The 14,387-nt window shown below is 67.8% G+C and carries 23 protein-coding genes; 8 read left to right on the top strand and 15 right to left on the bottom strand.

Annotated features, from left to right (window positions below; all coding sequences use genetic code 11):
• Positions 1–3 precede the first annotated feature (3 nt).
• On the top strand, positions 4–1,200 hold the full coding sequence (locus HW566_RS06120) for a sensor histidine kinase (RefSeq protein WP_178011293.1): 1,197 nt from the start codon (positions 4–6) through the stop codon (positions 1,198–1,200).
• Between the two features lie 25 nt (positions 1,201–1,225).
• Here the strand turns inward: HW566_RS06120 and HW566_RS06115 are convergent, their stop codons facing one another.
• From HW566_RS06115 to HW566_RS06105, 3 genes are all read right to left on the bottom strand, one after another.
• On the bottom strand, positions 1,226–2,107 hold the full coding sequence (locus tag HW566_RS06115; protein ID WP_178011292.1) for a helix-turn-helix domain-containing protein: 882 nt from the start codon (positions 2,105–2,107) through the stop codon (positions 1,226–1,228).
• Positions 2,108–2,162: 55 nt separating this feature from the next.
• Positions 2,163–2,489, bottom strand: a complete 327-nt coding sequence (locus HW566_RS06110) for a DUF7882 family protein (protein WP_178014730.1) — start codon at positions 2,487–2,489, stop codon at positions 2,163–2,165.
• A gap of 219 nt (positions 2,490–2,708) precedes the next feature.
• Positions 2,709–2,924, bottom strand: coding sequence for a hypothetical protein (locus HW566_RS06105; RefSeq protein WP_178011290.1), 216 nt, complete (start codon positions 2,922–2,924; stop codon positions 2,709–2,711).
• A gap of 135 nt (positions 2,925–3,059) precedes the next feature.
• On the opposite strand from HW566_RS06105, the gene HW566_RS06100 reads away from it, so the two are divergent.
• The 3 genes from HW566_RS06100 (at position 3,060) to HW566_RS06090 (ending at position 4,997) form a co-directional block, all read left to right on the top strand.
• Entirely contained in the window at positions 3,060–3,392 is a 333-nt protein-coding gene (locus HW566_RS06100) for a DUF7882 family protein (RefSeq protein ID WP_178011288.1), read from the top strand.
• Between the two features lie 115 nt (positions 3,393–3,507).
• A complete protein-coding gene (locus tag HW566_RS06095) occupies positions 3,508–4,638 on the top strand; it encodes a fatty acid desaturase family protein (protein WP_372955790.1) in 1,131 nt (376 codons plus the stop codon).
• 44 nt (positions 4,639–4,682) lie between these two features.
• Positions 4,683–4,997: a biopolymer transporter Tol gene (locus tag HW566_RS06090; protein WP_178011284.1), complete on the top strand. Its 315-nt coding sequence runs from the start codon at positions 4,683–4,685 to the stop codon at positions 4,995–4,997.
• A 198-nt stretch (positions 4,998–5,195) separates the two neighbouring features.
• On the opposite strand, the gene HW566_RS15950 is transcribed toward HW566_RS06090, so the two are convergent.
• The 3 genes from HW566_RS15950 to HW566_RS06080 form a co-directional block, all read right to left on the bottom strand.
• On the bottom strand, positions 5,196–5,810 hold the full coding sequence (locus tag HW566_RS15950) for a hypothetical protein (RefSeq protein WP_218621652.1): 615 nt from the start codon (positions 5,808–5,810) through the stop codon (positions 5,196–5,198).
• A 143-nt stretch (positions 5,811–5,953) separates the two neighbouring features.
• The gene (locus HW566_RS06085; protein WP_178011282.1) at positions 5,954–6,862 is read right to left on the bottom strand and encodes a DNA-processing protein DprA; all 909 of its coding nucleotides are present in this window, start codon (positions 6,860–6,862) and stop codon (positions 5,954–5,956) included.
• A 143-nt stretch (positions 6,863–7,005) separates the two neighbouring features.
• On the bottom strand, positions 7,006–7,281 hold the full coding sequence (locus tag HW566_RS06080; protein WP_178011281.1) for a hypothetical protein: 276 nt from the start codon (positions 7,279–7,281) through the stop codon (positions 7,006–7,008).
• 63 nt (positions 7,282–7,344) lie between these two features.
• On the opposite strand from HW566_RS06080, the gene HW566_RS06075 reads away from it, so the two are divergent.
• Positions 7,345–7,494 carry a hypothetical protein gene (locus tag HW566_RS06075; RefSeq protein WP_178011279.1) on the top strand — a complete coding sequence of 50 codons (150 nt, stop codon included), beginning with the start codon at positions 7,345–7,347 and terminating at the stop codon, positions 7,492–7,494.
• Positions 7,491–7,892 carry a hypothetical protein gene (locus HW566_RS06070; RefSeq protein WP_178011277.1) on the top strand — a complete coding sequence of 134 codons (402 nt, stop codon included), beginning with the start codon at positions 7,491–7,493 and terminating at the stop codon, positions 7,890–7,892. The genes HW566_RS06075 and HW566_RS06070 overlap by 4 nt, the downstream gene beginning before the upstream one ends.
• On the opposite strand, the gene HW566_RS06065 is transcribed toward HW566_RS06070, so the two are convergent.
• The 9 genes from HW566_RS06065 to HW566_RS06030 all read right to left on the bottom strand — a co-directional run bounded on the left by HW566_RS06065 (position 7,889) and on the right by HW566_RS06030 (position 12,492).
• Complete coding sequence (locus HW566_RS06065; protein WP_178011275.1) at positions 7,889–8,563, bottom strand: hypothetical protein; 675 nt, start codon at positions 8,561–8,563, stop codon at positions 7,889–7,891. The two genes, HW566_RS06070 and HW566_RS06065, sit on opposite strands and share 4 nt — an antisense overlap.
• A gap of 225 nt (positions 8,564–8,788) precedes the next feature.
• The gene (locus tag HW566_RS15945) at positions 8,789–8,968 is read right to left on the bottom strand and encodes a hypothetical protein (RefSeq protein ID WP_218621651.1); all 180 of its coding nucleotides are present in this window, start codon (positions 8,966–8,968) and stop codon (positions 8,789–8,791) included.
• A 155-nt stretch (positions 8,969–9,123) separates the two neighbouring features.
• A complete protein-coding gene (locus HW566_RS06060; protein ID WP_178011273.1) occupies positions 9,124–9,303 on the bottom strand; it encodes a hypothetical protein in 180 nt (59 codons plus the stop codon).
• Positions 9,303–9,608 carry a hypothetical protein gene (locus HW566_RS06055; RefSeq protein WP_178011272.1) on the bottom strand — a complete coding sequence of 102 codons (306 nt, stop codon included), beginning with the start codon at positions 9,606–9,608 and terminating at the stop codon, positions 9,303–9,305. The genes HW566_RS06060 and HW566_RS06055 overlap by 1 nt, the downstream gene beginning before the upstream one ends.
• A gap of 2 nt (positions 9,609–9,610) precedes the next feature.
• Positions 9,611–9,907 (bottom strand): hypothetical protein, encoded by a 297-nt coding sequence (locus HW566_RS06050; protein ID WP_178011270.1) that lies wholly within the window; start codon positions 9,905–9,907, stop codon positions 9,611–9,613.
• A 204-nt stretch (positions 9,908–10,111) separates the two neighbouring features.
• Positions 10,112–10,909: a hypothetical protein gene (locus tag HW566_RS06045; protein WP_178011268.1), complete on the bottom strand. Its 798-nt coding sequence runs from the start codon at positions 10,907–10,909 to the stop codon at positions 10,112–10,114.
• A gap of 73 nt (positions 10,910–10,982) precedes the next feature.
• Complete coding sequence (locus HW566_RS06040; RefSeq protein ID WP_178011266.1) at positions 10,983–11,462, bottom strand: helix-turn-helix domain-containing protein; 480 nt, start codon at positions 11,460–11,462, stop codon at positions 10,983–10,985.
• Positions 11,459–12,214, bottom strand: coding sequence for a hypothetical protein (locus HW566_RS06035; protein WP_178011265.1), 756 nt, complete (start codon positions 12,212–12,214; stop codon positions 11,459–11,461). Before HW566_RS06035 ends, HW566_RS06040 begins: the two co-directional genes overlap by 4 nt.
• A 65-nt stretch (positions 12,215–12,279) precedes the next feature.
• Positions 12,280–12,492, bottom strand: coding sequence for a helix-turn-helix domain-containing protein (locus HW566_RS06030; protein WP_178011263.1), 213 nt, complete (start codon positions 12,490–12,492; stop codon positions 12,280–12,282).
• Positions 12,493–12,591: 99 nt separating this feature from the next.
• On the opposite strand from HW566_RS06030, the gene HW566_RS06025 reads away from it, so the two are divergent.
• Together HW566_RS06025 and HW566_RS06020 are read left to right on the top strand one after the other, a co-directional pair.
• A complete protein-coding gene (locus HW566_RS06025) occupies positions 12,592–13,233 on the top strand; it encodes a hypothetical protein (protein WP_178011261.1) in 642 nt (213 codons plus the stop codon).
• A complete protein-coding gene (locus HW566_RS06020) occupies positions 13,190–14,380 on the top strand; it encodes a site-specific integrase (protein ID WP_256728890.1) in 1,191 nt (396 codons plus the stop codon). Before HW566_RS06025 ends, HW566_RS06020 begins: the two co-directional genes overlap by 44 nt.
• The last annotated feature ends 7 nt before the right edge of the window (positions 14,381–14,387 follow it).

Raw genomic sequence — 14,387 nt, 5'->3', positions numbered from 1 at the left:
GCCATGGTCTCTCAACTCGACATCACCCGCCGCGAGGCCATCGACGCGTACCACGTGATCGGTGAGGCGCCTTCGCCCGATCTGCAGGGCATCGTGCGCCTGGCTGCGACGGTGTGCGGCGTCGACACCGCCGTCATCAACATCATCGACGACCGCTCGCAGCACCAGATCGCGGCCGTGGGCTTCGAGCCCGCCGTCTGCTCCCGCGAGGACTCGATGTGCGCGGCGGTCATCGCGCGCCCCGGACGGGTCGTGGTGCCCGACGCCCGGCTCGACGAACGGTTCGCGACCAACCCGTTCGTCACCGGCGAGGTCGCGCATGTGCGCTTCTACGCCTCGAGTCCGCTCATCACCCCGGCCGGCGTCGCCATCGGAACCCTGTGCGTCTTCAATGAGTCCGTCGGCGACCTCGACGAGTCCCGTCGCGAGGCTCTGGATCTGCTCGCCCACCAGGTCGTGGACCTGCTCGAGCTGCGCCGCATCAGCCGCCAGCTGAGCTCGTCGAACGATCAGCTCTCCCGTTTCGCCGGGCAGATCAGTCACGACCTGCGCAACCCCCTCACGGCGCTCAGCGGGTTCCTCGAGCTCGCGATCGACAGCCCCGACATGGACAACGCCCCGGATGTCGCGCGCGTGCTCGCCCGCGCCGAGTCGGCCGCCGAGCGGATGAACGACATGATCTCGGACATCCTCGCCTACGCCCGGGCCGGCGGCGCGAGCCCGCAGCGCTCGCGCATCGACCTCGCCGCCGTCGTGAACGCGGTGATCGAGGACCTCGACGCCTCGATCGCCGGCTCGGGTGCCGGTGTCCGCGTCGACGTCGACATCGAGCCCGTCGGCGATGCGACCCTGCTGCGCGCGGTGCTGCAGAATCTCGTCGCCAACGCGTTGAAGTTCACCGCCGCCGCCGGGAGGGTGCCCGAGGTCGCCGTGGTCGCGCATCCGGTGCACGGCGGCTGGCGCATCACCGTCGACGACAACGGCCCGGGTGTGCCGGTCGCCGACCGCGAGCGGGTCTTCGCTCTCATGGAGCGGGGTGACATCGAGGCCGAGGGCCTCGGCATCGGCCTCTCGACGTGCCGCCGGGTGATCGAGGCCCATGGCGGACGCATCGGACTCGACGAATCGCCCGCCGGCGGGGCGCGCGTGTGGATCCTGTTGCCCGATCAGTCCGAGCAGACGCCGCCCCGCTCCGGCTGAGCCCCCCGCCGATCAGGCGCGAGCGTCAGCGGCGCAGCGTGTGCGAGGGATGCTCGCCGTACATCGCGGCGTAGAGCTGGGCGAACCGGCCCGTGTGGGCGAAGCCCCAGCGCATCGCGACGTCGCGCACCGTGGCCGAACCGGGGTGGGCTGCGCGCAGCTCGTGATGCGCGCCTTCGATGCGCAACCGCCGCAGATAGGTGCTCGGCGGGATCTCGTACGCCTTGTGGAACGCGCTCTGCAGGGCCCGCACCGACGTGCCCGCGGCGACGGCGATGTCGCCGATGCTGATGGGGTTGCCGACGTTCTCCTCCATGAACGCCACGGCCCGGCGCACCGCGCGAGCTGTCGGGCGCCGCTGGTCGGTCTCGTCGGCATCGATGAGCGGGAACGCGGTGACGAGGGAGGCGACGGCCTGATGCATGAGCTGCGAGCGCATCAAGGGCGAGGCGGCCACCTTGCCGTCGGCCAGGGCGGTCGCCTCGAGGAAGCGCAGCGTCTCGGCTACCAGTCGCGGGTTGCCGGCCCGCTTGTTGAGTCCGGAGAACTGGATGCGTCGCGGCTCGTCGCCCAAGAGCGCACGGAGCACGTGCTCGATCACCTCGGTGGTGACACTGAACGTGCGCAGGTGCAGGTGTCCGAACTCGGCCGAGAACTCGGTGTCCGGGGGCACGATGAACGCTGTCCGGCCGTCCCCCGACTCGCCCCCGATCTGCCAGCGGTGCCGGCCCTGGGCGGCATGGGCGGCGATGAGCCGCGGGAACGACCGCGTGGAGGTGCGCATCGTGCCGGTGAAGCGCACCGCCGCCGTGGCGGCCGTCGGGTGCGCGAGGGCGGCCATCTCGTAGCGGAACGACGTGGCGGAGTCGACCGAGAGCGAGAGCTCCGTCTCGTAGAGGGAGCTCATGGACTGCTGGGCGCGGTCGGGGTCGTCTGTCTGCAGCCCCCGGCGCGCCGGCTCGCTACTCAATAACCAGCTTGTCGGTCGGGGTCTCCGCGGGCTCGGGGACGACGTAGAGTCCGGTGGGCGAGTTGGCCGTGTACATCAGCGCCTCGAGCCACGCTCGATTGATCGCCGGGGTCCGGCTGCCGTGGAACGTGAAGACGAGGGATGCGCCGGCGTGCATCCACACCGTCGTGCGTCCCTTGCCGACGCTGGTGTCGTCCTTCCACGTGAAGAAGAAGGCCTCCCCGCGGCGGAGCTTCGCACCGATCGTCATCTGAAGGTGCGCGAGGGTGCGGTCCTCAATCTCGACCCGGTTGCTGCCGTCGTAAACGAACCTGCCCAACATTCCTCCTTGCGCGCCCGTATGCGGCGCGACCACAAGCTTCCGCGATCCGATCGCGGGGCCGCGTGGAACTGTCCGTTCCGCGCGCGCACAGGCCGCGACGCGCACAGCTCTCCTGTGCGATCGCAGGATCGGTCGATTCAGCCGGATGGAGGGAGGGGGTTGACTTTCGCGGCCACGATCCGAACCGTCACCTGTCCCGCGCCCTCGGGCCGGGGCTCAGGCAGCGTCGCCGGGCAGGGCGGCGAGGGTGATGTCCACGCCCGGCGTGATGAGGAGCTCGGTCGACTGGGCGACGCCCTCACCGTCGTTGACCGTGAGCCACCCGTGTCCGCGCACCAGGGCATCGCCGATCTCGGCCCGGATGTCGTCGATATCGCGACCGCCGACACTGTAGAGACGCCCGCCATAGAAGACGTCGACGCGTTTGGCCACGGCACCCGCCCTTTCGTTCCGACGACACAACCGGCCGTGCCAGCCGAGACTACCCACCCTCGGCCGGGACGCAAGGGGCGTTCTCCCGGGTCGCCGACTTCACTAGGGTCGGGAGGGAGACGGGAAGGAGTTCCGATGGGCCGCTTCATCTACGAGAACCAGATCCGAGCCGATTTCGAGGATCGCACTCTCGCCCACTTGCAGACGGTGATCACCACCAAGCTGCGTCGCGGCGAGGCCTTCACCCTCACCTGGAAGGACGACGTCAGCATCGGCGACGGTCGCACCACGGTGTGGCTGCATCCGGGCTGCGGTCTCGTCTTCAAGTACTACGGCGGGCGCACGCCCTCGCTCAACCGGGCGTGGCTCGGTGCTTTGACCCACACGGCGAACTCGCCCTCCGGCCTCTACGTCGTGCCCGAACCGCCCGACACGCCTCGCGGCGGGGGCGTCTTCGACGCGGGCTGAGGAGTTACCGTACGTTGCCGGGGAGTCCGCCCATATACCGCAGCGGCGATGAGCCGCACCGTAGTGTGAGCCTCAGTCGTCGGCATCCGCTCGCGGCTCCCCGACCTCACCGGTCTTGATCGAGTCAGCAGGTGCTCCCATCGCTTCAACCGTCGTCGAGTCGCGTCTCGGCCCCATCCGCCGTACGTATGCCGGAACCGATGAGTTCCCCCCGATGGCGAAAGCGTTCACCGATGTGTCGCGGGTGGTCCGCGAGTCGGGCCTGCTCCGACGCACTCCCTGGTTCTACGGCCTGGTGGGGTTCGCTCTGCTGCTCGCCCTCGGCGGGTGCGTGACGGGCTTCATCCTGCTCGGGGACAGCTGGTTCCAGCTGCTCATCGCCGCAGCGCTGGGCATCGTCTTCACCCAGGTCGCGTTCCTGGCCCACGAGGCGGACCACCGTCAGGTGCTCGCGTCGGGTCCGGCGAACGACCGCCTCGCCCGCATCCTCGCCGTCGGCGTCGTGGGCATGAGCCTGTCGTGGTGGACCACCAAGCACGCCCGGCATCACTCCAACCCGAACAAGGTCGGCAAGGACCCCGACATCGAGATCGACACCATCTCGTTCATCGAGGAGGATGCGGCCACCGCTCGCGGCGTCCGCCGATTCATCACGCAGCGTCAAGGGTGGTTCTTCTTCCCCCTGCTGCTCCTCGAAGGCCTGAACCTGCACGCGCTGTCGGTGCGCCACCTCGTCAGCCGTGGCACGGTCAAGAAGCGCTGGCAGGAGGTCGGCCTGATCGTCGCGCGTTTCACCATCTTCGTCGCGCCGGTGTTCGTCTTCCTCCCACTCGGCATGGCATTCGCCTTCTTCGGTGTGCAGGTAGCCGTGTTCGGGCTCTACATGGGGGCCTCGTTCGCCCCGAACCACAAGGGCATGGCGATCATCGCCCCCGACGCCAAGCTCGACTTCTTCACCAAGCAGGTGCGGACCTCGCGCAACATCGGCGGCGGCTGGTGGGCCACCTGGCTGATGGGTGGACTGAACTACCAGATCGAGCACCACCTGTTCCCGAACATGCCCCGCCCCGCGCTGGCGCGCGCACGCGAGATCGTCAAGGAGCAGTGCGACACGCTGAACGTCCCGTACACCGAGACCAGCCTGTGGCGCTCGTACGCGATCGTCATCGACTACCTCAATCGCGTCGGCCTCGCCGCGCGCGATCCGTTCGACTGCCCGATGCGCGCGGAGTACCGCCCCGTCTGATCGAACGCCCACCACCGACATCGGCCACCGCTCATACTGAGTGCGTGGCCGATGTCGATTCCGGGGACGACTCCGAGCGCTGGCTCGTCGTCGACGGACGGCGGTGGCGGCGCACCGATCCGTCGTTGCCCGCCGAGGTCGTCGCGGCACTGACGTCCCACCTCGACCGAGGGCGATCGGCGGTCGGGGCCGCGAAGCGACGCGGGGACGACGACGCGGTCGCGGCGGCGCGCGAGCGCGTGGGGCTGGCCAAGCACGGGCTGGGGGAGCGCGGTCCGTACTGGTGGGACGAGCCCGAGGCCGATCGGCTCGAGCGGGCGCGCGAGGCGCTGCGCCGGCTCGACGAGCTGGACGGGTGACGCGCTGCGCGGCGATGCACGCTGCGTTCACGGTAGACGCGACGGCGGGAGTCGAACCCGCCGTCTGGCCCAGCTGCTGAGGCGGGCTGAGCGGAGTATCCGCGTAATTACGGGCAGTTTGGGGGTGCTACGCACTTGTGGGATCTCGGTGGGGGTGGCACGGTTGTGGCCAGGTGGTGGCCACGGTGTGTCCGGCGCTCAGGCGTGGACTTCTCCGTGGATGGGGCAACGCCGGCTATCGAAGGGCTCCGCGGGGTGCTCGCGAAGGTACCGTCCGTGGTCGTTGCGGGTCGGGTCAAGCACCCGCCCGAGGACGATGATGCGCGCGGCGACGCCGATGCGTTCGAATGCCGAGGCGACGGAGTGGGCGTGACCGCCGGTGACCCAAGAGTCGTCGATGACCAACACTCGATCGACGCCATGGGCGGGGGGAGCCACCGACCAGTTGTCCGGATTCATCTGCCGCCGAGCATTCCGGTCTGTCTCTGGCGGTCCAACGAACACGGGGACTGTGCGGGGGATTTCATTCGACAGCATCGGAAGGAGCAGGGTCTCAATGGGATGCGGGCCTGGACGTGTGCCGCTCGTGCTCGGCACGTGTGCGACACCGAACGGGCGCCCGGGGATCGTGCGGACGATGCACTCGCGGTGATGCGTGAGCGAGAGCCCGAACAGCGTCCGAAGTCGCCCGACCTGGTCGGGCGTCGCCCCGGGCTCCTTGTACTGACGTAGATCTTGGTACCCCTGGGAGTCCATCGGTGCCCAGCTCAGCGCGATGGAGCCGCCGGTGGCACGCGGGTATGGCTGCGCCATGTGCCCGTCACATGCGACGCATCGCAGGTAGTCCGGCGAGGTGGTGGGAGCCGTGCAGTCTCGACAGAGACCTGGATGGAACTGCGGGACGTTCCGGTACGCCCCTCGGATGGTCCTCTCGAGGTCGTCGAGGAAGGGCGCCGTCACGCTGACAGTAGGGAGCCGAGCGACCAGCCGGCCGCAGTCTCGCTTCGCCGCCTGTGGAGCTGGAGAACGAGCTGTGCGGCGTCTGCGGCGTCCTGAGCTACCGAGACGTCGTAGCCCGTGGAGATCAGCTCGCGTGCCCACGCCACACTGTCGGCGACGCGCTCGCTCAGAATCAGGGGCCGACCATGCTTCACCGCAGCCCGCGCCTGGATGCGTGTGCCTGACGTCTCCCCGGCCTCAGCGATGACCGTTGCGGACGAGAAACCGGACATTACGACGTTCCGCATCGGGAAGGTCTTCTTAGTCGCGGATGACCCCGGAGCGAACTGAGAGAGGAGCAGATGGGACGCAGCGATCTCGTCCTGTAGTGCTGTGTTCTCGCGGGGGTAGTAGACGCCGTGGCCAGTGCCGATCACACCGATGGTGCGACCTCCCGCGCGAAGGGAGGCGCGCATGGCTTCGGTGTCGACGCCTCGGGCGAGGCCGCTCACGACTGGTATGTGCTCCGCAGCGAGGTTCGATGCGAGATCTCGAGCGAAGGTGGCTCCGGCTGACGACGGGGCCCGTGTCCCGACGATGGCGACTGCGTTGGCGTCGAGAGGTGAAAGCGAGCCCTGCCAGTACAGGACGGGCGGTGCATCGTGAACCGTCCGCAGAGCGGCCGGGTAGTCGTCCCCCCCGATCACTGCGACGTGGATTCCACGCTCACTCAGATTGGCAAGCTGCTCTGCCGCAGCGTGTAGCTCTTCCTCACGGTCGCTGACGACAAGCTGGCCGTCGTAGGCCGCATCGAGGACGGCCAGCGGTGACCCGAGCTGCTCTATCCGCAGACGCGTCTGCGCCCAAGAGAAGCCTGGGCGCATCGCCAGCGCGAGCAGCGCCAGGTCGTCATCGTGAGCCCGCATGATCACAGGTTACCTCCGACCACCCACATGGATCTTGGTGGTTGTCATCATCGTGGTGCAAGGCGGGTGCCGGAGTGAGGCGCGCCAACATTTCTTGGGCGAATCGGCATCATCGCGTTCGACCGCCGTGGCGCCCCAGGATCTCAGTCTCGAAGCGGCGGCTCTCCGTCGTCCAGCCGGAAGGCACGTTTCTCGGACTGCAGCAGAGGCCGGTCGCCTGTCTCGAGTTTGTAGATCGCGACCACGACGGCCTGCAAGACCTCTTGCATGCCGTTCAAAGCTGCCTCGATCTTCTTGGGTGATGGCCTCATAGCCCCCACCTCGTTGACGATGCGCTCGCGGATCACCGCGAGCTCGTAGGCGATGGGCGCGAGACTTTCCTCGACCTGTGGTGGGTCTTGAGGGGATTCGAAGTTCATGTTTCCGACCACGGGTGCCGTTCTCTTGTGTTTGTACCTACGTTTGGCGTTACGCTATCAGCTGTGTCGAAGAAGCCGATGACCTCCCGCAATGTCCGAGTGTCGGACTCTCTCTGGGCGGCTGCCAAAGCGGCGGCAGAGGCCAATCAAGAGAACATCAGCGACGTCATTCGGCGAGCGCTCAGCAACTACGCGCAGACGAACAAGCGATGAAGCGCGCAGCTCACGCGGCCACAGCCGCTGTCCTGGTCGCCGTGCTGGGAGGGTGCTCCGCTCCCGCCGTTGACGAGCCGATCGAAAGCGCGGAGCCGTTGATCGCCGAGGCGCCTTCCGCTGAGGCGTCGTCGCCCCTCGCGACTGACAGCCCTGCCCACTGGGGCGACATGACCGCCCAGGAGTTCTACCTCGCGAGCCTCGCGGGCACCTGGTGGGGCGGGGGCGAGCCGAACGATACCGAGTGGCTCGCCGCTGGCTACACCGCGTGCGAGGAAATCGCAGCGGGCGCCGACCCCGCCGACGTGCGCCCGCTCGGCGGCGAAGGTGAGGACGCTGACGAGAACAACCGAGTCCTCGTGAAGGTCGCCGAGAACTCGCTCTGCTACCTCGACTAGAGGATGCGCTGTATGCGGCCAGTCGCCGGATCAATGTAGGCGTTCGACTCGACGCCGGTCACGGTATCGGTTCGATCAACGGTGGTGGCGCCCGTGACGCGGAGATCGCTACTCACCGTGACGCCGTTCGGGTCGTTGATGGTGGTCCCGCCCTCGGTGATGGTCAGGGTTCCGCCGCCGGCGAGCTGCACGGCGACGATGCCGTCGCCGACGTAGACCTTGTTCCCGGACCCGGCCGCGAGGCGGACGCCGCCGGATGCTGCGTCGGCCTCGACCTTGCCGCCGGTCGCAAACGACATAGCTCCGTCCCGGAGGGTGGCGGGGGAGTCGCCGCCCTTGACCTGGATCTCGCCGCCGTCGACGGCCATAGTGCCCTTGAGTGACACGTCGCCGGCGATGGTGGTACTGCCGGTGATGCTCGTCGGGCCGGTGAGGCCGATGGCGCCCGATGCGATGAGCCGGCCCTGCACCTCGAGCGTGCCGGTGACCCGCTCGGTGCCGGTGACGACGAGCCACCCCTCGACCTTCTGCGATCCCTGGACGAGTAGCGATTCGTTGCCGGCGAAGCGAAAGCGCCCCCGGGTCACTGAGGATGAGCGTCCGTAGACCATGGTCTGCAGGTCGAGGATGGCGTTCCACAGCTGCCTGACGTTCTTTTCCGGCTGATTCATGTTGACGCGGTTGACCAAGAGGCGGGGCTCCTTTCGGGTGCACGGTGGCTCGTAGCGGACGAGCCCCCGGTCAGGTGGGATTTTCGAGACGGCGGTCGGCGAGACTGTACGGGTTTGACGGCATAGAGCATGAACGGGGGAACCCGTACGGAGCTTTTTTGCCATCCCCGGCGGTCCTGACCGGAGGGGCGCGAGGGGGTGCCCCCACCCCTCCGGGGAGGGTCATCAGGCGCGGCCGCCAGTCACGGCGTGGGAGCCGTGATCGATGATCCAGTCGACGAAGGCGCCGGCGTGAGGAGCGTCGGGGGTGCTGTGGAGACGAGTCCACGCGGTGTACGCAGACCCGAAGTCGTTGGCTCGGATCGCCGCGATGAGAGTGGCTTTCAATGTCTCGTAGTTGTCCATTGGTCACTCCGGTGGTGTCGGTTAGATGAGGGGTCCACGCTGGGCGCAGGCGGGTCGTGGCGGTGAAAGGAACGCGCTCGCTGCCTTCGATCCGTGGCCCTCGCTCATGGCGCACGAGGCGGTGACGTTCACGCCCAGCGTGGAGGTTCACGGGGTCAGTCCTGCTGCGGATTGAGCTCGGACACGCGGCGCCCGTCTGGCCCGGTCGCCTCGACGTCGATTCGCACCTTCGTGCCGTCCGGGGCGGTCTGAGTGCGGAGGCCGGTGGGCTGCAGTGTCATGTCCAGGTGTGGGTAGTCGCCGTTCGGGCCGGGGTCGAGCGCGTCGATCGCCATCACTCGGCCGCTGCCGTCTTGGCCTGCTCGTAGTTGCCGACTGCCATGCGGAGGTTGCCCTTCGCCACGGCTTCATATTTCGCCCGGTCGTCGGCCTTGTCTGAGTCCCGCAACTGGATCAGGCGCTCCATCTGCGGATTCTCCTTGAAACTTCTCGCCTTCCCGCTCACCCAGTCGGGCACGCTGGTCGGCAGCTTGGTGCGGTCGCCGATGACCTCAGGGAGCTTGGCAGGGTCTTTGACCCAGCCCTTGATCGTGCTGTCGTAGAAGCCGACTCCGGCTCGATATTCGCCGTGCTGAGGCATGGTCAGTGTCCGTTCTTCTTGAGAAGGTTCTTCCACTCGCGCTGTGCGTTGGAGCCCTCGTTGCCGGTGGGGATGGTGAACCCGATCCCGTCGTATGCGGCGCCCTGCTTGACGCCGGTCATCGCCCCGCCCTGATCGGGCTGGGCAAGCTGTGTGCCGTCAGGCTTGTACGCGGCGTGTGCGCCGCAGTCGACGCAATGCAGGGTGGTGATGTCCTGCTCTTCGTGTTCGGTCACGTCCACACGGTCCGCGGCACAGTCGTCCGCGGTGTGGGCGAGGAACTCGGTCGGTTCGGTCATGATTCTTCTCTCGGGGTCGGACACCCTCGGCGAGCGCCATGGGTGGTTAGGGCTGGTCATTGAGGTCGAGCGGGGGTGTGGTGGTCCGGAGGGCGTCGGTGACGCCGCGTGCGCCGCACAGGACGCATATCCGGTCCGCGGTGATGACTTTGTGTCGGCGAGCGCGGCAGTCGTACGGTGGCGGCTCCTGAGGGTCGGTGATGGTCATGCGGTCAGCACCTCGGGGGTGAGGGTGAGGGTGAGGTCGTCGGGTCGGATCTCGCAGTTGATGCAACTGCCGTCACGGGTGGGGACGTGGGGGCGGTTGTCGCAGACGCGGCGGCCGTCGATGATGCGGTGCTTGAGTGCGGCGGGGCGTGCGCGTCGACGGGCGGCGCCGTCACGGCGCGCGTGGTCTTTGCGTGCCTCACCGCACGCGAAGCACGGTGACGAGTTCGGTCCGTTCTGGTGCTTCTCGCACTGCGTCGGATAAGCGGGGGAGTCGAGGCCATCGAGGGGAAGGGTGGGGGTCGCGCGTGCGCGTAGCTCCTCCTCTTTTTCCTCTTCCTCCTCGGGGGACCGGTGAGCGGTCCCCTTTGGACCGGTGAGCGGTCCCCTTTCTGTCGCTGAGCGGTCCCCTTTCTCGGAGGAAGGGGACCGCTCAGCGGTCCCCAGTGTGGATAACAAGGGGGTCGTTGAGCGGTCCCCTTTGGGGGTGAGTGAGCTGCCTGCACCGTCGCGCATGAGGTACCTCGCGGACATGCCTCGGTGGGCCTGGTTGTCAGCGGTGATGAGCTCGGCCGTCGTGAGCTCCTGGATGGCTCGCTTCACCGCAGAATGGCCGGCGCCGCCGCTCTTACCGATCGCCTGGGCGAGGGCATCGCGCCCGCCCCAGAAAGCGGGCGCAGCATCGCTGTCGATCGCCACCGTCGCCATGTAGACGTAGAGGCGGGTGGCAGGGTGCCCGAGGCCGACGCGATCGGCGACGGCGAACGCCTGTAGCGCGAGACCTGCGCCCATCATGACTCCTCCGGCGTGCAGACCTCGGCGAGCGCAGCGTTCGCTCGTGCGCTCGCCGAGGGGATGTGTCTGTTCGTCATGCCGTCGCATCGATCGGGTCGGGGGAGGCGGGTGTGATGAGCATCCATCGGCGTGCTCGTCGCCCGTGAGGGCCGCGGCCGGCGATGGAGTCGTACGTCACGTAGCCGGCCTGGTGGAGGTGGCTGACGGCCCATCGCACCCAGTCCTCGGCGAGGCGGGGGTGCGCGGTCGTTTGGACGTAGGCGGCGTAGATCTCGTTGTGCGTGCTGGGTCCGTTCTCACGGAGCACGAACAGGATCGCGGCGAGGTCGGCAGGGGGAAGGGAGGGGGCGGGCTGTGCGGCTTCGAAGCGTGCTCGGATGACTTCGACAAGCGAGCCGGCTAACCGGACCGCGCTGGCGGGCGTGATTGCTTCCACGCCGCTCTCTACCGCAGCGAGGCGACCCGGAGTCACGCCTGCTGCCCGTGCGGCCTCCTCGAGTGTCAGGCGGGCGCGGGAGCGCAGCCACAGGAGCTCAGCGCCGACGTGAGTCATGCCGCGCCGCTCAGCCGACCCGCCGCGCGCGCCTGGTTCAGCTTCTCTCCCATGCGCTGCAGATCGGCGATGAGAGCGGCCGCAGCGACCTGGTCGCCGGCGAAGTCGTCGATGTAGACGACGAGACGGTACCCCTCCTCGTCGTCGTCCATGACGGGCTTCGAGACCTCCATCTGGTAGGTGCTGAGGTCGCCGAACGAGCGATGTGCCTGAGCGATGATGTGGCGGTCGTGGATGCCGTGCCACACCTCAGCGCAGCCCTCCTCGGTGCAGGGCTGCACCGGGTCGGGGTCGATTGTCGCGACGTCGCCAGACTCGAGGGTGAGCTTGTACACGAGGGCGCGTCCTTCCCGAGGCAGACTGACCTCTTCCCAGCCGTCCGACTTCTGTCCGTCACGGATGAGCCGGGCCGCTTCCCGAGCACGTTGCAGGTCGCCGGTCGTGGCGCCGTGAGCGAGCACGATGATGATCGCGCGGTGTCGCGGGTCGAGGTTGACGCGAAGCCCCCATGCTTCCCGGTAGGAGTCGTGCGCGCCGACCTTGTACGTCTGGACTCCGAGCTGACTGGTGGTGTGGGAAACGCGGACGGGCAGGCTTCGAAGCTCCTCAGGGGAGATCGCGTCGTGCAGGCGGACCATGCTCGCGGTGGGCGCGAGGTGAAGTCGTCTGGGCTCGGGCGTGCCGTTCGAAGGCGTGGAGACAAGCGCGTCGACGTACCGCGAGGTGTCGGTCCGGTGGTCTACTGTGGTCATCGTCGGTTCCTCTCGAGGGTTATCGATCTCAGGCCCCGGCTCGACCCCGGGGCCTTTTTCTGTGGTCACGCCGTCGCCTTGAGCGGGGCGTCGGTGCGGGTGTGGCCAGAGCTCTCGACCCACGTCATGAGGTCGCGGCGCTTGTAGACGATCGTGCGGGCAGTGAGTCGACGGAACACAGGGCCCCCGCCTCGGTAGCGCAGCTGAGCGAGCGCCGGCACGTTCATGCGCAGCAGCTTCGCCGCCTCGGCCGGGGTGAGAAGATCGTCGTCGTTCATCTGAGGTCCCTTTCATGTCCATGACACGGGTATGTAAGGACGACGATAGGCCGACTTTCATACTCATGTCAACAACATGAACCCTGGTACGGTAACGAAATGCCTGAGCAGAACATCGACCGAGAGGGCGAGCCGATCACTGTCGCTCCTGGATTGCGCGTCTTCCCAGTCGTGCGCGGACGATGGCGGCTCGGCCCGGACACCGTTTCCGCGCTGGCCGAGGGCCAGGTGATCGAGGCGAATGTCTCGATCGAGTACAGCGCGAATGCTGGCCGCTACCGGCTCACCGCACTCGACCTGCGTGCTCCGCTCGACGGGCCCGAGATTACGGGTGCTCTTCTGCGCACCGTGCGCGTGCAGGAAGTCGTCAGGGCCACCGCGTTGAGCGCGATGGAGCCAGCCGAGCGGATGGTGAGGTCGGATGCAGTCGATGCTCTCTCGGCCGCACGCGAAGCGTCCCCGATCAGCGACTTCGCCGTGCCCGACGCTGTCTCGCTGCTGAACATCGCGATGCTCTACAGGTCGGCCGAGATCGCATCGGACAACCCTGGCCAAGCCGTGGCAGAGTTCTTCGGGATGCAGCGGCGGACCGCTGCCAACTGGATAGCTCGAGCGCGCCGAGCTGGTTACTTCGACCACGTCGTGTCAGAGGCGGAGCTTGCTTCCCTGGTTCGACGCGTTGTGCAGGCGGCTCGGGATGCGACCGCCCCTCGAGAGAGGCCACAAGATGGGGACGGTTGAGGCGTACCCGACGAGCGAAGGCCGGCGTTATCGCGTTCGATACCGGACGCCAGAGCGGAAGCAGACGTCAAAGCGGGGCTTCAAAACGAAGCGGGACGCTGAGCTGTTCCTGGCCAACGTCGACGTGTCGATCGCGCGGGGCGAGTTCATCGACCCGGCGAGCGCGCGGGTGACGGTCGGTGATCTGGGTCGAGACTGGTTGGCGTCGAAGTCGGCGACGTTGAAACCGTCGACGTTCCGGGCCGTCTCGGATGCGTGGCGCGTGTACGTGGAACCGCGGTGGGGTGTGGTGCAGGTGTCGGCTGTGCGGCATTCGGCGGTCGTCGAGTGGGTGCGTCAGTTGTCGGCCGGGACGGCGCCGGAGTCGCGGACGCCCGGGAAGCGCGGCGAGGCACTCGCGGGGCGCCCGAAGAGCGCGACGGTGGTGACGCGAGCGCACAACGCGTTGGCATCGGTGCTCGAGGTGGCGGTTAGGGACCGGAGGATCGCGCACAACCCTGCCAGGGGCGTCGCTTTGCCCCGGAAGGTGTCGAAGCCTCACCGGTACCTCACGCACGCGGAGGTGGACCGTCTGGCGGCTGCTGCGGGTCGGGGGAGCGCGGAGCGGGCGACGGTGATTTACGTGGCGGCGTACACGGGCATGCGGTGGGGTGAGCTCACGGGGCTGAGGGTGCGTGACGTGGACACGCTGCGGCGACGCCTGTCGGTGTCGGAGAACGCTGTGAGGGTCGGCGCTGAGGTTCACGTCGGAACGCCGAAGACGCACAAGCGCAGGTCGGTGAGCTTCCCGCCGTTCCTCGTGATGCCGATCGCGAAGCTGTGCGAGGGGAAGCCCCGTGACGCGCTCCTGTTTGGTGGTGGTCTCGAGCACCTGCAGCGGCCGCGCACGTCGGGTGCGTCACGTTCGTGGTTCGTCGCTGCGCTCGCCGAGGCGGGCCTCGAGCGGATGACGATCCACGATCTTCGGCACACGGCTGCGTCTTTGGCGATCGCATCGGGAGCGAACCCGAAAGCGGTGCAGAAGCTCCTCGGACACGCCTCCGCGGCCATGACGCTGGACGTGTACGCGGACCTGTTCGATGACGACATCGATGCCGTTTCGATGGCCCTCGATCAGGCACGCATTGCTGCGGTTGTGTCCAAATAGTGTCCAC

It is taken from the genome of Microbacterium oleivorans (assembly GCF_013389665.1).
In the GTDB taxonomy this organism is placed as follows: domain Bacteria; phylum Actinomycetota; class Actinomycetes; order Actinomycetales; family Microbacteriaceae; genus Microbacterium; species Microbacterium oleivorans_C.
Note: the sequence above shows the minus strand (reverse complement) of the source record. Positions and strands in the feature narration are given on the sequence as shown.

Excerpts from the sequence above, each read along its gene's own strand:
- HW566_RS06120 (WP_178011293.1), top strand. The coding sequence starts at position 4 with ATGGTCTCTCAACTCGACATCACCCGCCGCGAGGCCATCGACGCGTAC.
- HW566_RS06115 (WP_178011292.1), bottom strand. The coding sequence starts at position 2,107 with ATGAGCTCCCTCTACGAGACGGAGCTCTCGCTCTCGGTCGACTCCGCC.
- HW566_RS06100 (WP_178011288.1), top strand. The coding sequence starts at position 3,060 with ATGGGCCGCTTCATCTACGAGAACCAGATCCGAGCCGATTTCGAGGAT.
- HW566_RS15950 (WP_218621652.1), bottom strand. The coding sequence starts at position 5,810 with ATGGCGCAGCCATACCCGCGTGCCACCGGCGGCTCCATCGCGCTGAGC.
- HW566_RS06085 (WP_178011282.1), bottom strand. The coding sequence starts at position 6,862 with ATGCGGGCTCACGATGACGACCTGGCGCTGCTCGCGCTGGCGATGCGC.
- HW566_RS06080 (WP_178011281.1), bottom strand. The coding sequence starts at position 7,281 with ATGAACTTCGAATCCCCTCAAGACCCACCACAGGTCGAGGAAAGTCTC.
- HW566_RS06070 (WP_178011277.1), top strand. The coding sequence starts at position 7,491 with ATGAAGCGCGCAGCTCACGCGGCCACAGCCGCTGTCCTGGTCGCCGTG.
- HW566_RS06065 (WP_178011275.1), bottom strand. The coding sequence starts at position 8,563 with ATGAATCAGCCGGAAAAGAACGTCAGGCAGCTGTGGAACGCCATCCTC.
- HW566_RS15945 (WP_218621651.1), bottom strand. The coding sequence starts at position 8,968 with ATGGACAACTACGAGACATTGAAAGCCACTCTCATCGCGGCGATCCGA.
- HW566_RS06060 (WP_178011273.1), bottom strand. The coding sequence starts at position 9,303 with ATGGCGATCGACGCGCTCGACCCCGGCCCGAACGGCGACTACCCACAC.
- HW566_RS06055 (WP_178011272.1), bottom strand. The coding sequence starts at position 9,608 with ATGCCTCAGCACGGCGAATATCGAGCCGGAGTCGGCTTCTACGACAGC.
- HW566_RS06050 (WP_178011270.1), bottom strand. The coding sequence starts at position 9,907 with ATGACCGAACCGACCGAGTTCCTCGCCCACACCGCGGACGACTGTGCC.
- HW566_RS06045 (WP_178011268.1), bottom strand. The coding sequence starts at position 10,909 with ATGATGGGCGCAGGTCTCGCGCTACAGGCGTTCGCCGTCGCCGATCGC.
- HW566_RS06040 (WP_178011266.1), bottom strand. The coding sequence starts at position 11,462 with ATGACTCACGTCGGCGCTGAGCTCCTGTGGCTGCGCTCCCGCGCCCGC.
- HW566_RS06035 (WP_178011265.1), bottom strand. The coding sequence starts at position 12,214 with ATGACCACAGTAGACCACCGGACCGACACCTCGCGGTACGTCGACGCG.
- HW566_RS06030 (WP_178011263.1), bottom strand. The coding sequence starts at position 12,492 with ATGAACGACGACGATCTTCTCACCCCGGCCGAGGCGGCGAAGCTGCTG.
- HW566_RS06025 (WP_178011261.1), top strand. The coding sequence starts at position 12,592 with ATGCCTGAGCAGAACATCGACCGAGAGGGCGAGCCGATCACTGTCGCT.
- HW566_RS06020 (WP_256728890.1), top strand. The coding sequence starts at position 13,190 with ATGCGACCGCCCCTCGAGAGAGGCCACAAGATGGGGACGGTTGAGGCG.